This is a genomic window from Herbaspirillum sp. SJZ107 (assembly GCF_006715485.1).
In the GTDB taxonomy this organism is placed as follows: Bacteria; Pseudomonadota; Gammaproteobacteria; order Burkholderiales; family Burkholderiaceae_D; genus Telluria.
Map to the genome: position 1 here is coordinate 608606 of NZ_VFNH01000004.1, position 15121 is coordinate 623726.

General features: G+C 64.7%; 10 protein-coding genes. 5 read left to right on the top strand and 5 right to left on the bottom strand.

Features of this window, described 5'->3' with window-relative positions; genetic code table 11:
• The first annotated feature begins 587 nt into the window (after window positions 1-587).
• Window positions 588-2789 carry an OsmC domain/YcaO domain-containing protein gene (locus FBX97_RS25550; RefSeq protein ID WP_141838011.1) on the top strand — a complete coding sequence of 734 codons (2202 nt, stop codon included), beginning with the start codon at window positions 588-590 and terminating at the stop codon, window positions 2787-2789.
• A gap of 59 nt (window positions 2790-2848) precedes the next feature.
• Here FBX97_RS25550 and FBX97_RS25555 read toward each other — a convergent pair whose 3' ends face one another.
• Window positions 2849-3679, bottom strand: coding sequence for an N-acetylmuramoyl-L-alanine amidase (locus tag FBX97_RS25555; RefSeq protein ID WP_255517632.1), 831 nt, complete (start codon window positions 3677-3679; stop codon window positions 2849-2851).
• A gap of 215 nt (window positions 3680-3894) precedes the next feature.
• On the opposite strand from FBX97_RS25555, the gene FBX97_RS25560 reads away from it, so the two are divergent.
• The 3 genes from FBX97_RS25560 to FBX97_RS25570 all read left to right on the top strand — a co-directional run bounded on the left by FBX97_RS25560 (window position 3895) and on the right by FBX97_RS25570 (window position 9679).
• Window positions 3895-5211 carry an MFS transporter gene (locus FBX97_RS25560; RefSeq protein ID WP_141838012.1) on the top strand — a complete coding sequence of 439 codons (1317 nt, stop codon included), beginning with the start codon at window positions 3895-3897 and terminating at the stop codon, window positions 5209-5211.
• Between the two features lie 87 nt (window positions 5212-5298).
• Entirely contained in the window at window positions 5299-6489 is a 1191-nt protein-coding gene (locus FBX97_RS25565; RefSeq protein ID WP_370457349.1) for an efflux RND transporter periplasmic adaptor subunit, read from the top strand.
• 19 nt (window positions 6490-6508) lie between these two features.
• Entirely contained in the window at window positions 6509-9679 is a 3171-nt protein-coding gene (locus FBX97_RS25570; protein WP_141838013.1) for an efflux RND transporter permease subunit, read from the top strand.
• A gap of 245 nt (window positions 9680-9924) precedes the next feature.
• Here the strand turns inward: FBX97_RS25570 and FBX97_RS25575 are convergent, their stop codons facing one another.
• The gene (locus FBX97_RS25575; RefSeq protein ID WP_141838014.1) at window positions 9925-10362 is read right to left on the bottom strand and encodes a hypothetical protein; all 438 of its coding nucleotides are present in this window, start codon (window positions 10360-10362) and stop codon (window positions 9925-9927) included.
• 1164 nt (window positions 10363-11526) lie between these two features.
• Here FBX97_RS25575 and FBX97_RS25580 point away from each other — a divergent pair.
• Window positions 11527-12465 carry an N-acetylmuramoyl-L-alanine amidase-like domain-containing protein gene (locus FBX97_RS25580; RefSeq protein ID WP_255517633.1) on the top strand — a complete coding sequence of 313 codons (939 nt, stop codon included), beginning with the start codon at window positions 11527-11529 and terminating at the stop codon, window positions 12463-12465.
• 4 nt (window positions 12466-12469) lie between these two features.
• Here the strand turns inward: FBX97_RS25580 and FBX97_RS25585 are convergent, their stop codons facing one another.
• The 3 genes from FBX97_RS25585 to FBX97_RS25595 form a co-directional block, all read right to left on the bottom strand.
• Entirely contained in the window at window positions 12470-12952 is a 483-nt protein-coding gene (locus tag FBX97_RS25585) for a hypothetical protein (protein WP_141838016.1), read from the bottom strand.
• A 90-nt stretch (window positions 12953-13042) separates the two neighbouring features.
• On the bottom strand, window positions 13043-13681 hold the full coding sequence (locus tag FBX97_RS25590; protein ID WP_185748750.1) for a response regulator transcription factor: 639 nt from the start codon (window positions 13679-13681) through the stop codon (window positions 13043-13045).
• The gene (locus FBX97_RS25595) at window positions 13678-14988 is read right to left on the bottom strand and encodes a sensor histidine kinase (RefSeq protein ID WP_255517634.1); all 1311 of its coding nucleotides are present in this window, start codon (window positions 14986-14988) and stop codon (window positions 13678-13680) included. The genes FBX97_RS25590 and FBX97_RS25595 overlap by 4 nt, the downstream gene beginning before the upstream one ends.
• Window positions 14989-15121: the final 133 nt, after the last annotated feature.

The following is a 15121-nucleotide window of genomic DNA, read 5'->3' on the forward strand; positions in this document are numbered from 1 at the left end:
GTATTTTTATCTTGGTTGCCGGCGGCGGAACGTAGCCTGGCGTGGGCTGGCGTTTGCGGCGCGAGGGGGGAGTGTGTGACGAACGACACGATCCGGGCGGGGTGACTGCACGACGACATGGCCAACATATTTCTTCCGGATCGAGAACCGAGGCCGCCCTTGGAACAAGTTTGCCGCTCCGGGAGCGGCAGGCGCCTGCCGGGATCGGCTTCGGTGGTGCCTTGTTGTTTTCGCAATGACTCTATTTTAACGATTAAGCGTACTGGATGGTAAAAATTTGATATCAATTGTGCGGCACGCTCGTATGGGATAACTTAGCCGATCTCCGGCAACGCTCGCGATTAATACCATTATCTGGACAATGTTGAGTTCATGAGCGCACTTGCGGAGTTTGACGAGGCGTGGAGTCAGGCAGGAATGGCAGCAAGATACGATGATGCGGCGGCGTGAGATTGGCGCTCTAAGAGTCTCTGCTCGGAATCTAAAGCCCTGTTTTTACAGGGCTTTTTTATTTTCACCTAGGCGATGAGGCGGAAACCACGGATAATGGCGGCCAACTCATTTTTGCGCATCAATCTGGAATTCTCATGGAAATCAAGGTCAACTTCCTCGACAAGCTTCGCCTCGAAGCCAAGTTCGACGACTTCACGGTCATCGCCGACCAGCCGATCCGCTACAAGGGCGACGGCTCGGCGCCGGGGCCGTTCGATTACTTCCTGGCCTCGTCGGCCCTGTGTGCGGCCTACTTCGTGAAGCTGTACTGTGACACCCGCAACATCCCGACCGAAAACATCCGCCTGTCGCAGAATAATATCGTCGATCCGGAAAACCGCTACCAGCAGATCTTCAAGATCCAGGTCGAACTGCCGGCGGATATCTCGGACAAGGACCGCCAAGGCATCCTGCGTTCGATCGACCGCTGCACCGTCAAGAAGGTCGTGCAGCAGGGTCCCGAATTCGTCATCGAGGAAGTCGAGAACCTGGACGCCGACGCCCAGGCGCTGCTGACCGTGCAGCCATCGAGCGAATCGGCCACCTATATCCCGGGCAAGGACCTGCCGCTGGAGCAGACCATCGCCAACATGTCCGGCCTGCTGGCCAACCTGGGCATCAAGATCGAAATCGCGTCGTGGCGCAACATCGTGCCGAACGTGTGGTCGCTGCACATCCGCGACGCGCATTCGCCGATGTGCTTCACCAACGGCAAGGGCGCAACCAAGGAAAGCGCGCTGGCCTCGGCGCTGGGCGAATACATCGAACGCCTGAGCAACAACCACTTTTATGCGGGCAGCTACTGGGGCGAGGACATCGCCAACGCCGACTTCGTGCATTACCCGAACGAGCGCTGGTTCCAGCCCGGCCCGGACGATGCAGTGCCGAGCGAAATCCTCGACGAGTACAGCCTCGGCATCTACGATCCGGACGGCGAGCTGCGTGGCTCGCACCTGGTCGACACCAATTCCGGCAACGTCGAACGCGGCATCGTGTCGTTCCCGTATATCCGCCAGTCGGACGGCGCGACCGTGTACTTCCCGTCCAACCTGATCGAGAACCTGTATGCCAGCAACGGCATGAGTGCCGGTAACACGCTGGCCGAAGCCCAGGTGCAGTGCCTGTCCGAGATTTTCGAGCGCGCGGTCAAGCGCGAGATCCTGGAAGGCGAACTCGCACTGCCGGACGTGCCGGCCGAGGTGCTGGCGAAATACCCCGGCATCGTCGCCGGCATCAAGGGCCTGGAAGAGCAGGGCTTCCCGGTGCTGGTCAAGGATGCGTCGCTGGGCGGCCTGTACCCGGTGATGTGCGTCACCCTGATGAACCCGAAGACCGGCGGCGTGTTCGCTTCGTTCGGCGCGCACCCGAGTTTCGAGGTGGCGCTGGAACGCAGCCTGACCGAACTGCTGCAGGGCCGCAGCTTCGAAGGCCTGAACGACCTGCCGCCGCCGACCTTCACCAGCGAAGCGGTCACGGAACCGAACAACTTCGTCGAGCACTTCATCGATTCGAGCGGCATCGTGTCGTGGCGCTTCTTCAGCGCCAAGGCCGATTACGATTTCGTCGAGTGGGACTTCACGGGCCAGGGCGAGAATTCGAATGCCGACGAAGCCGCAACCCTGCTCGGGATTCTCGAAGAGCTGGGCAAGGAAGTGTACATCGCGGTGTACGACGAACTGGGCGCCACCGCCTGCCGCATCCTGGTGCCCGGCTATTCGGAAATCTACCCGGTCGAAGACCTGGTCTGGGACAACACCAACAAGGCGCTGCTGTTCCGCGAAGCTATCCTGAACCTGCACCGCCTCGACGACGATGCGCTGGCCGACCTGCTGGACCGCCTGGAAAACAACGAGCTCGATGAGTACTCGGACATCGCCACCCTGATCGGCATCGAATTCGACGAGAACACGGACTGGGGCCAGCTGACGGTGCTCGAGCTGAAGCTGCTGATCCACCTGGCCCTGCAGGACTTCGAAGCCGCCCACGAACTGGTCGGTGCCTTCCTGCAGTACAACGACAACACCGTCGAACGCCGCCTGTTCTACCAGGCGATGAACGTGGTGCTGGAAGTGGTGCTGGACGAAGAGCTGGAACTCGACGATTACGTCGTCAATTTCCGCCGCATGTACGGCGACGCCCGCATGGACGCCGTGCTGGGATCGGTGGACGGCAGCGTGCGTTTCTTCGGCTTGACGCCGACCAGCATGGGGCTGGAAGGACTGGACCGCCACCAGCGCCTGCTGGATAGCTACAAGAAGCTGCACAAGGCGCGTGCCAGGGCGGCTGCAGCGCGCTGACCCTCAGGAAAGCCTGGCCGGTCGCTGTGCAATGCAGCGATCGGGTCCGATGCTGGGGTTCAGCGCGCGCCGTCGGCAGGTGCGCCCGCCACCCGCATCGGGCTGTCCAGCAGCGCAGCCGTCTCGGCATCCGGCTCGCCGTCGATCTTCGACGGCCGGTAGTGGGTCTGGAAGGCGATCAGCACGTTGCGCGTTGCCTGGCTTGGCTGGCCATCGCGCGGCACCACGTAGCCGATCGCGGCCAGCTTGCGCTGGAACCAGGCGATGTTCGGCAATGCCGCCTTGTAGCGGGCGCGCTTGACGGCCGCCACGCTTTCGTCGGGCCAGGGCACGATGCCTTCGGCCGCCAGGCGCTTCCACGGGAACAGGGCGCCCGGGTCCTGCTTGCGCTGCGGCGCGACGTCGGCGTGGCCGAGCACATTATCCGGCGCGATGTGATGGCGCGCCATGATGTCCTTGATCAGCGGGATCAGCGTATCGATCTGCTTTTCCGGGTAGGGCGTCCAAGTGCGCCCGTTCGGGCCGTCGACCCAGCCGGGATTCACGATCTCGATGCCGATCGAGATATTGTTCAGGTTACGGTCGGTCTTCCAGCCCGAGTCGCCACCGGCCTGGTAAGCGGCCCGGCTTTCGTCCACGATGCCGTAGATGACCGGCTTGTCGTCGTTGCTCAGCAAATAATGGATGCTGGCTTCGACCCCGGTCCGGTGCGTCAAGATGCGGACCGATTGCGGCGTGTCGGTGACAGTGTAGTGCAGTACCAGGTATTTCACCCGGCTGCGCTGGTCGGGCGTGGAAAGCCAACGATCGATCCCCGGGCCGCTGACACAGCCCACCAGCAGACCGAGGGCGAACATGCCGGCCACCAGGCAATTCAGAAGCAAATTCATGGATGTTACTTATTAGTACTTAATCGACTGCTATTATCTTTTGAATGGCTGGGCAGTGCCAACGCGGGGGTTTCGGTAAGGCTGCTCGATAACGGCGGCAGCCTGTCAGCTTTGCGCCGGATGAGCGCGGCGCCTTGCCCGCTGCGTTGCAGGTAAGATGCGCTGGCCCTGCCGGATGCATCGATCCCTCTACATAAAACCTTTAGGAAAACCGGATGTCCGCATCGCCCATCACCGTCGAACAAGCCATCGAACTCGCCGGCGTCGGCAAATTCCAGCGCCGCCTGTTCCTGATTTTCGGCCTGGTCTGGATGGCCGATGCCATGCAGGTGCTGTCGATCGGCTTCAGCGCGCCGACCATCGCGAAAACCTTCGGCATCCCGGTGCCGCAGGCGCTGCAGAGTGGCACCAGCTTCTTCGTCGGCATGCTGATCGGGGCCTTCGTGTTCGGGCGCCTGGCGGACCGCTTCGGACGGCGGCCGGTGCTGATGGCGACGGTGGCGATCGATGCCTGCTTCGGGGTGGCGTCGAGTTTCGCGCCGGATTTCACCTGGCTGCTGGCGCTGCGCTTCCTCACCGGGATCGGCGTCGGCGGTACGCTGCCGGTCGATTACACGATGATGGCGGAGTTCCTGCCCAGCGACCGGCGCGGGCGCTGGCTGGTGATGCTCGAATCGTTCTGGGCGGTCGGCACCGTGCTGCTGGCGCTGCTGGCCTGGGTGGCCGGAGGGTGGGGGCCGGACGCCTGGCGCGTGATCTTCCTGGTCACCGGCCTGCCGGCCCTGGTGGGCATCGTACTGCGCCTGGCGCTGCCCGAATCGCCGCTCTTTCTCAGCCGCAGCGGCAAGGCGGCGCAGGCGAACGCGGTGCTGGAGCGGGTCGCGCGGGTGAATGGCCGCACGGCGTCGATGCCGCCGCTCGGCGCGGAGATCGCGCAGCGGCCACCGGTGTCGGCATTGTTCTCGCAGAACCTGCGGCGGCGCACCGCGGCCCTGCTGGCCGCGTGGCTGCTGGTCTCGATCGCCTATTACGGCGTGTTCGTCTATTTGCCGTTGAAACTGGGCGCGGAGGGCTTCGGCTTCATGCGCGGCCAGGCCTTCCTGGTCTTGCTGGCCGTGGTGCAGTTGCCGGGTTACGCGCTCGCGGCATATGGCGTGGAGCGCTGGGGCCGCAAGCCGACCCTGATCGGTTTCCTGCTGCTGAGCGCCGTCGGCTGCATGCTCTACAGTCTCGGCAATACGACTGTGCTGGTGGTGGGCTCGACCCTGTTGATGAGTTTTGCACTGCTGGGCACCTGGGCCGGACTGTACGCGTTCACGCCCGAAGTCTATCCGACCGGCTTGCGCGCCAGCGGCATGGGCCTGGCAGGGGCGCTCGCGCGCTTCGGCGGCCTGCTGGCGCCGGCCATTGTGGCGCCGGTGATGGTCGCGCATTTCACGCTGGCGCTGGCCATGCTGGCCGCCTTCCTTGCGCTGGGCGCGCTTGCCGTGCTGTGCGTCGACGTCGAGTCGCGCCGGCGCGCGCTGGAGTGAGGGCGCCCCCAGCCCGCTGAGGAACTTCCGCAGGGATGCGCGGGTCTATCCTGGTGATCCGTGTGCCTTGCCGGGGGGAGCCTGACCGTGTGGACCCGCGTAAGTCCGACAAGCGCCAGGCTGGCGGGCCTGGCGGGCTTGGTATTACTGGGCGCCCTGGGCGCCTGTCAGCGCAGCGACCCGCCTGCGCCGCCATCGCCGCCGCCCCCGGCCGTCACGGTGGCGCAGGCGCGCCCGGCCCGCGTGCCCGTCACCCTCGAATTGCCCGGCCGCGTGAATCCCGTGCGGGTGGCCCAGGTGCGGGCGCGGGTCGATGGCGTCGTGCTCAAGCGCGAGTTCCGCGAGGGCGGCGACGTGCAGGCCGGGCAGCGCCTGTTCAAGATCGATCCGGCACCCTATGTCACCGACCTGCAGAGCGCCCAGGCCACGCTCGGCAGGGCGCAGGCGAACGTCGCCGCCCAGGCTGCGCAGGCCGCGCGCTTCGGCAAGCTGGTCGGCAGCGATGCGGTCAGCCGGCAGGAATTCGACAATGCGGTCGCCTCGCAGGGCCAGGCGGTGGCCGACGTCGCTTCCGGGCGGGCGTCGGTGCGTTCGGCCCGGATCAACCTGGGTTACACCGACGTGGTTTCGCCGATCACCGGGCGCGCCGGCATTTCGGCAGTCACCGAGGGCGCTTACGTGCAGGGCAACAGCGCGACCCTCATGACGACCATCCAGCAGATCGATCCGATCTACGTCGACCTGACCCAGTCGAGCGTGCAGGGCCTGCGCCTGCGCCAGGACCTCGCCAGCGGCAAGGTGCACAGCGCCGGACCGAACCGCGCCCGGGTGACCGTGCTGCTGGAAGATGGCACCCGCTACCCGATCCCGGGCACCGTGCAGTTTTCCGACGTCAACGTCGATCCGGGCACCGGGTCGGTGACGATCCGGACCCTGGTGCCGAACCCGCAGCACCTGTTATTGCCCGGCATGTTCGTGCGCGGGCAGGTCGAGGCCGGCGTGCTCGAGGATGCGCTGCTGGTGCCGCAGGCCGGCGTCGCCCACGATGCGCAGGGGCAGGCCACGGCGCTCGTGGTCGGGCGCGACGGCAAGGTGCTGCAGAAGACGATCCAGGCGCCGCGCACCTACGGCGCCGACTGGGTCGTCACTGGCGGGCTGGACGCGGGCGAGCGCGTCATCGTCTCCGGGCTGCAGAAAGCCAGGCCGGGGAGGCCGGTCCGGATCGCCGGCGACAGCGGGGCATCGCCCAGGCCTGCGTCCGCCACGGCCAGCCGCTAGGCGCGCGAGCGAGCCCGCCATGTCCGCCTTCTTCATCGCCCGCCCGATCTTTGCGATCGTCATCGCGATCCTGATGTCGCTGCTGGGCGCGCTGTCGATCCTGCGCATGCCGATCGAGCAATACCCGTCGACGGCGCCGCCGTCGATCCAGGTCACGGCCACCTACCCGGGCGCCTCTGCCGAGACGGTGGAATCGACCGTGGTGCAGGTCGTCGAACAGCAGATGAGCGGCCTCGACCACCTGATCTACCTGTCGGCCACCAGCGACGACAGCGGCCAGGGCGTGATCACGCTGACCTTCGCCCCCGGCACCGACCCCGACATCGCCCAGGTGCAGGTCCAGAACAAGCTGCAGCTGGCCACCCCGCAGCTGCCCAGCGCAGTCCAGCTGCAGGGTATCCGGGTGACCAAATCGAGCGCCTCCTTCCTGATGGTGGTCGGCTTCGTCTCGGAAAACGGCAGCATGAGCCGGGAAGACATCGCCAACTACATCGTCTCGCGCATCCAGGACCCGGTCAGCCGCGTCAGCGGGGTCGGCAACTTCACCGTGTTCGGCACCCAGTATGCGATGCGCATCTGGCTCGATCCGAACAAGCTGAACAACTATGGCCTGACGCCTGTCGACGTCGGCAATGCGTTGCAGGCCCAGAACGTGCAGATCGCCGGCGGCCAGCTCGGCGGCGCGCCGGCGGCCGGTCCGCAGCAGTTCAGCGCGACGATCCGTGCCGCCACGCTGCTGCGCACGCCGCGCCAGTTCGAGGACGTGCTGCTGAAAGTGCTGCCGGACGGCGCCCAGGTGCGTCTGCGCGACGTCGCGCGGGTGGTGCGCGGCGCCGAAAACTACAATATCGACAGCAAGTACAACGGGCGTCCGTCCTCGGGCATCGGCATCTACCTGGCGCCGGGCGCCAACGCGCTCGATACCAGCGCCGAGATCCACGCCCTGGTCGACCGCCTGCGGCCGTACTTCCCGCCGGGCCTGAAGGCGGTGTATCCGCTGGACGCCGCGCCCTTCATCCGCGAGTCGATGATCGAGGTGGTGAAAACCCTGTTCGAGGGCATCGCGCTGGTGTTCCTGGTGATGTACCTGTTCCTGCAGAACATCCGCGCGACCCTGGTGCCGACCATCGCGGTACCGGTGGTGCTGCTCGGTACCTTCGGCATCATGGCGGCGGCCGGCTTCACGATCAACATCCTGTCGATGTTCGGCCTGGTGCTGGCGATCGGCTTGCTGGTCGACGATGCCATCGTGGTGGTCGAGAACGTCGAGCGCATCATGGAAGAGGAGTGCTTGCCGCCCGTGGAGGCCACGCGCAAGGCGATGAGCCAGATCGGCGGCGCGCTGGTCGGCGTGGCCACCGTGCTGTCGGCGGTGTTCGTGCCGGTGGCGTTTTCGAGCGGCTCGGTGGGCGCCATCTACCGCCAGTTTTCGCTGACGATCGTGTCGGCGATGCTGCTGTCGGTGTTCGTCGCGCTGTCGCTCAGTCCGGCGCTGTGCGCCACCATCCTGAAACCGCCGGGGCCGAAGGAGGGCGGAGAAGAGAAGGCGGAGAAGCACGGCTTCTTCCGCTGGTTCAACCGCGGCTTCGAGCGCGTGCGCGGCCGCTACATGGGCGGCGTGCGCGCCATCATCGCGCGCTACCGGCGCTGGCTGCTGGTCTACCTCGGCGTGGTGGCGGCCGTGGTGCTGCTGTTCTGGCGCCTGCCCTCGTCCTTCCTGCCGGACGAAGACCAGGGCTACATGTTCGTGCTGGCGCAATTGCCGGCCAATGCCAACCAGGGGCGCACCGCGGCCGTGCTGAGCGAGATCAACCACTACCTGCTGAACGAGGAGGGCCGCATCGTCGACGCCGCCTTCGAGGTCAGCGGCTTCAACTTTGCCGGCCGCGGGCAGAACCAGGGGCTGCTGTTCGTGCACTTCCGGCCCTTCGACGAGCGCGCCGGCAGCGCACTGCGGGTGCAGGCGCTGATGGGCCGGATCGCGCGCCGCTTCGGCGGCTACCAGGGCGCGATGGTAATCCCGGTCAATCCGCCGCCGATCCCCGAGCTGGGCACCGCATCCGGCTTCGACTTCGAACTGATGGACCGCGGCGGACTCGGGCACGAAGGCTTGCTGCAGGCGCGCAACCAGCTGCTCGGCATGGCGCGCCAGCATCCGGTGCTGGCCGGCGTGCGTCCCAACGGCCTCGAGGACAATCCGATGTTCGCGATCGAGGTCGACCGCGAAAAAGCCAGCGCGCTGGGACTGGTGCTGAGCCAGGTCGACCAGAGCTTCTCGGCGGCCTGGGCCTCGAGCTTCGTCAACTTCTTCCTCGACGTCGACGGCCGCCTGAAGCGGGTCTTCATGCAGGCCGACGCGCCTTTCCGCATGGGGCCGCAGGACCTGGACGCGATCTACGTGCGCAACGCCGCCGGGACCATGGTGCCGTTCACGGCCTTCGCCAGCGGCCGCTGGATCTACGGCTCGCCCAAGCGCGAACGCTACAACGGCGTGTCCTCGTTCGAGATCCAGGGCGCCGGCGCGCCCGGACACAGCACCGGCGAAGCGATCGAGGTCATGGAAACGCTGGCCGGGCGGCTGCCGCCCGGCACCGGCTTCGAGTGGACCGGCATCTCGCGCCAGCAGGTCGAGGCCGGCCAGCAGGCGCCCCTTTTATATGCACTGTCTGTGCTGGTCGTGTTCCTGAGCCTGGCCGCGCTGTACGAAAGCTGGTCGATCCCGGTGTCGGTGATCATGGTGGTGCCGATCGGCGTGCTGGGCGCGCTGCTGATGGCGTCCGGCTTCGGCATGGCGAACGACGTGTATTTCCAGATCGGCCTCTTGACCACGGTCGGGCTGTCGGCCAAGAACGCGATCCTGATCGTCGAATTCGCGCGCGAATTGTCGGCGCAAGGGCGCAGTGCCGCCGAGGCCGCCCTGGAGGCGGCCCACATCCGCTTGCGCCCGATCCTGATGACTTCGCTCGCCTTCGGGCTGGGCGTGCTGCCGCTGGCGCTGGCGCGCGGCGCCGGCTCCGCCAGCCAGAACGCGGTCGGGCGCGGCGTGCTGGGTGGGATGCTGGCGGCGACCTTCGTGGCCACCTTCCTGATCCCGATGTTTTATGTGTTCATTGCCGAGAAATTGCGGGTGCGGCGCAAGGAGCCTGTGCGTTCGGATGCGCCGCCGGCGCCGCCGCGCCCTGTCACATGAATACAGACTTGCTTGACACACGGCCGTCATTCGGTATTGTCGAACGAGTCGGCCCACTCGTAGTCCAGCCAGAATACGTCAGGGTCAGCAAGTGTTGTGGGGTGATACAGACGGGACATCTCTCAATCTCTCCTAGCTCCAACGCAGACTTTACCAATGTCCGCTTCTGGCCGACTGCAGACCTATTGCAGCGTCTGCTACCGCAGTCTGGAGCCGTTTGGATTGACCTTCAAATCTGGAGCAAATTAGGAAGCATAGCGTTGGTACTCCCGCCACAGTGACTGCATACGTTTATTCCCCGCTAGTTGTAGGTGCCTCCCTTTCGTAAGCATAATTGCGAGTCCATGCCGCTCGACGCCAATCTCATATCGGCCTTTGGTGAACGGAAACTCTTTAATCACCCACTGAAACTGCCGACTCCGGCAAAAAAACTCGCCTAAATAGACCGCGATAGCATGGGCAAGCGCGTAGCCTGACTCAGTTGCAGCAGGTTGCCCATTTTCGAAGAACCAGCTTTCAAGCGATTTGAGGCTCTCCGGCGAGTAGTCCAGCAATGGAGCCAAACCGCTCAGCAAGTACAGTTCTTGGAGGCCCTTGTCACGCCAAGCCAAAAGGGCTTCTTTAGCGGCCAACTGCTCCGGAAATTCAGGGAGGTCCTGTGCAAATTGACGTGCAACGAGCATTCCATATTGCGACATTCTTTCAGCACCCTTGACGTAAATTTGAACGACCGCTTCTGGCCGGTTGTAGACGTATTGTAGCGTCCGCTATCGAACCATTGCCGACATTCACAATTATTGGATTTATGCGTCCTTCTTCTGCCACCACCTGTCTGACAAGGGGAGCTCAGCGTCTTCTGGCCCGGATTCCTTCCATCGCGCTGCTTCTTGTACAGACAGCAAGCGGAGACCGCAATGCCTTATATTGCAGCAATGAATACCTCCGTCGACTAGGGAGACGCCTTCGATCTGGCGTCCAGTCGAGTCGACACTTGAAACACGACATGGATGAAAAGAGCAACTTTCGAAAAAATCGCCAACGTTAAGTTGCCCAGGTTCGGTAACACGTATCGGCAACGATATTTCCTTTAATGTTGGTCGGCTTCTGGCCGGTTTCAGTCGTTCACTCGCGACCGCTTCCGACCTGAAGCGGACCCTCACAGCCAGCTCAAGTACAGCGTTCAAAGACCTGTAAGGCAGTCTGGCCGCAAACTTCATGAGTCGTAGGGTCTACCTGCTCCGCGCACGCAGCAATTGGCAAGAAACCCTTGTCGGGTCCATTTGTTCCCCCGTTTCGGTGTGGCGCGAAGGTCGCCGTCCTCCCGTCGGTAACCACGGATACTAGCGAAGCCTGTTTCTGAAATATCGCCTCACTTTTGACAGCAGCGGACGCCAACCTTCGGGCAGCTAATCCCTTCCAGCTTACGGGATGGGCGACGCCATCATGTGAACTATCCAAAGCTTGGTTGATAGCCTTGCTCAGTTCAAGGGCAGACACTGGAGTGGGTAGCGCGATATACGGTTCGGACGTGAGGCCGATTCCTGAAGTTGTCGTGCTGACTGGGCAGACAATGAGCCGTGACGGGAGCTTGTAAATGAATGCTGTTTTCACTAGAACAGGTTCTTGTCTATCGAATGGAGTGAAGGTCTAGCCAGGGTCCGCTTCTGGCCGGGTGCGGAAGTTCATCAAAGACTCAATATACGATTCCTGTTGTTTATTGGCAAATACGACCTTAATGAGGCTGACGGTCAGACATGCAAGGCCATGCGCAAGCAACGTAGAGCGGCAAATTCTTCTTGATGCTCGAGTCCGCCCGGGGTAACGTAGAATTTTCTCTAGAGAAAAGCATGCGTTTTGCCCGTTCGTTCATCGCCATCGTTAGCGCAGCCTTTGGCGCGGCCTGCATGTCGGCTGCACTGGCCGGCACCTCTACTACCGAGCCAATCGACGCGCCGCCGGCGAAGCCGCTCTACCAGATGCAGCCGGTCGAGGTCGGACGCTACCTCGCCTGGGAGCACGGCCACGAACCCGACCTGCGCAAGCGCATCGCCGCGATCGCCCGCAAGAACATCGGCCAGCCGTACCGCCTGAATTTGCTGGGCGAATTTCCGTACCAGGTGCATGACGAGCTGCCGATGTTCAGTCTCGATCACAGCGATTGCACGGTCTTCGTCGAACACACCTACGCGATGGCGCTGTCGAAATCGTGGGACGAGTTCTTCTGGATGCTGCAGCGCATCCGCTACCGTGACGGGATCATCGGCGTCGCGACGCGCAACCATTACACCGAGCTGGACTGGAACGTTGCCAACAGCTGGTTGGTGACCGACGTCAGCGCCCAACTCGTCGGCGCTGAAGGCCCGAGCTACACCATGACGGTGGACCGCGCGACTTTTCTGAGAACGCGCCATCACACCGAGGCCGACATCCCGGTCGAAACCAGCCGCCAGGCCTACGTGCCGAAAGCGCGCGCCGTCGCGCTGGCTGGCCAGCTGCGCGAAGGCGACTACGCCAACGTGGTCTCGCTCCTCGCCGACGGCAAGACCATGGTCACCCACGTCGGTCTGGTGGTGCTCGGTCCGGACGGCGAGCGGCACTTCCTGCATTCGTCCGACCCGGCGGTGCGCGAAGAAACCTTCGCCAGCTTCATCGCCCGCACCGAAGCGCGCGAGGGACGCAACCGGCAAACGGGCAAGAAGGGGTCGACGCTGCTCGGCTTCAAGTTCCTGCGCCTGAACGACAACATCGTCGTGCCGCCGATGGCGCCGCAACCGCGGCCTTCGTGAACCCTCAATAGCGGGCTGACCGATCACGATCATGCCCGGAGTCCATGGCTTCTCGTATTGCGGCCGCTGCCTCCTGGGCGTTTTCCATCGTCAGGAGGACTGGTACGCCCTGCATGCCCCGGCGCTTCAACGTGAGCACGAGTCCCCTGAAGTCATCGCCTGACGTCGAAGCCTCGGCACTTTCGATTTCATGCCACGCGAAATGCGCAGTCCGGTCGGTCGGGCTGTTGCCTTCGATATGGTAAATACCATCCCGGTCCAGCCAGAAGTAGCGGAAGTAATGCAGCTTCGGTGCCTTCCGCAAGAGATGGACATAGCCGAGAACCGCCATGGCGAGGAGGACGCCGCCGGCAACAGATGCGCCCGTTCCTGTGGCTGTAAAAAAGAGCAGTACGCCACCGAGCAACGCAAGAGCGCTCATGACGTATCCAGCGTCCTGCCTTCCGCTCGTGGAACCGTCGATCTTTTCGAACGCAATGTCGTTCAATTCGTGGCGCTCCGGACAATTATTCTGTATCGCAGACTGCGGCTGCCGGACTTATTAGAACTCAGTCTGCGATCCCGTACAAGGTAGTGATCACACCGGCACCGCAGCGCCGAACTCGACCAGTCCGGACCGCGCCGCCAGGTGCATCAACTTGAAATCGTTCTCGGCATGCAGCTTCTGCCGGATCGAGGTCAGGCAATTCAGCACCGTCTTCGGACTCAGGTGCATGGCGGCTGCGATGTCCTGCACCGATTCGCCGTGCACCAGCAGGCGCAGCAGCTCGAACTCGCGCGGCTTCAGTTCGTGCAGCGCGCTGTCGCCCTCGGGCGCCGCCAGTGCCTGCATGTCGCGCGACAGCACGCGCCGGCCGCGCATCACGCCGCGGATGCCGTCGATGACTTCCTCGGGTTCGCTGCATTTGGTCAGATACCCGTGGGCGCCGGCCTTCAGCGCCTGGGCCAGGTGCCCGGCGCCGTCGTGCATCGACAGTACCAGCACGCGCAGCTGCGGCAGGCGCGCCAGCATGCCGGCGATGGCTTCCAGGCCGCTGCTGCCTTTCAGGCTCAGGTCGACCACGGCGACGTCGGGCTGCACCCGTCCCACCAGCGCATTCGCTTCCTGCACGGTGGCGGCTTCGCCGACCACCTCGAAGTCCGGTTCGGCGGACAGCAGGCGGCGGTAGCCGCTGCGAACGATGGCATGGTCGTCGACCAGCACGATGCGGATCATGGCAGTGCTCCTTCGGTGGGGGCGGCCGGCTGTGTGGCCGCAGCCGCCAGCGGAAAACGGGCGCGCAGGCACAGGCCGCCGCCCGGATTCGGCAGGATGTCGAGCTGGCCGCCGGCCATGTCGACCCGCTCGCGCATGCCGAGCAGGCCGCCGTGCCAGTGCGGCGCCGCCGGCAGGCCGCGGCCGTCGTCGCTGACCTCGAGCGCGAGCAGGCCCGGGCTGGCGGCGATCCGCACCGTGCAGTGGCGCGCGCCGCTGTGGCGCACGGCATTGGTCAGCGCTTCCTGCACCACACGGTAGACCGTCAGCGCCAGCGCGTCGTCGATGCCGGACAGCGGCTGTGCCAGGTCGAGCGAGAAATCGATCTCGGTTTGGCGGCCGCGCCAGCCCTGCACCAGCTCGCGCAGCGTGTGCGCCAGGCCGCTGGCATGCAGCCCGTGCGGGCGCAGCGTCTTGAGCATCGCGCGCAGCTGCTCGCTGCAGGTGCGCAGGTCGCGCCGCAGGTCGTTGGCGCACTCGGCCACCGCCGGCGGCGGCAGCCGGGCGGCGTTGCGCGCCAGGTGGGCCGCGGTGACGCTCAGCGCGGTCATGGTCTGGCCCATCTCGTCGTGCAGTTCGCGCGCCAGCGCACGGCGCTCGTCTTCCTGCACCGCGATCAGCTGGCGTGCCAGGTCGCGCTGGGCGGCGCGGGCATCGGCCAGGGCGCCGGCCAGGTGCTCGATGGCGCGCGCCACGCGGCCGAATTCGCGCAGCGCAAAGGCGGGCAGGGCGGGATCGGGTTCGCCGCGCGCCAGGCGCTGCAGGCTGGCTTCGAGTTCGCGCACCGGCGCCAGCGCGCGGTCGGCGCACCACCAGGTCACCAGCAGGGTTGTTCCGAAAAAGAACAGCAGAGTGCTCCATATTTGAACAGTGTCCGCCAGGCGTTCATCGATTTCCGAACGCGGCTTGGGGGCGATGTACAGCATCTGGTCGCCAATGCGGATGGCCTGCTCGCCGCGCTCGGGCGGCGCCAGGCCGAGCGCGGCGAGCAGTGGATGCGGCTGGTAGACCGGTGGCGGCTGCTCCGGCGTGCGGATGCTCAGGTGGCGCAAGCCGCCGGCGGCCAGGCGCTGCGCCAGCGATGGCCCGGGCGCGGCGGCGGACGGCGGATCGGTCGCCGCCAGCAGCACGTTCACCAGGCGTGTCGAGGCCTCGACTTCGGCGTCGATATCGCTGCGCAGCGATACCAGCTGGATGATGGCGATGATCGCAAGCAGGCTCCCCAGCAGCAGGCCGAGCGAGCCGATCAGGCGGCGGCGCAGGTCCATGGTCTCCTCGTTTCGACTTGTTTGCCACTATTCATGCAAGTGGCGTGCCACGCATACGTGGCGCATGTCGGGAAATTTTCCCTAGCGGCACCGCGCTGCGGCTTGGAATAATGACAACTGAAGAACCCGAGGA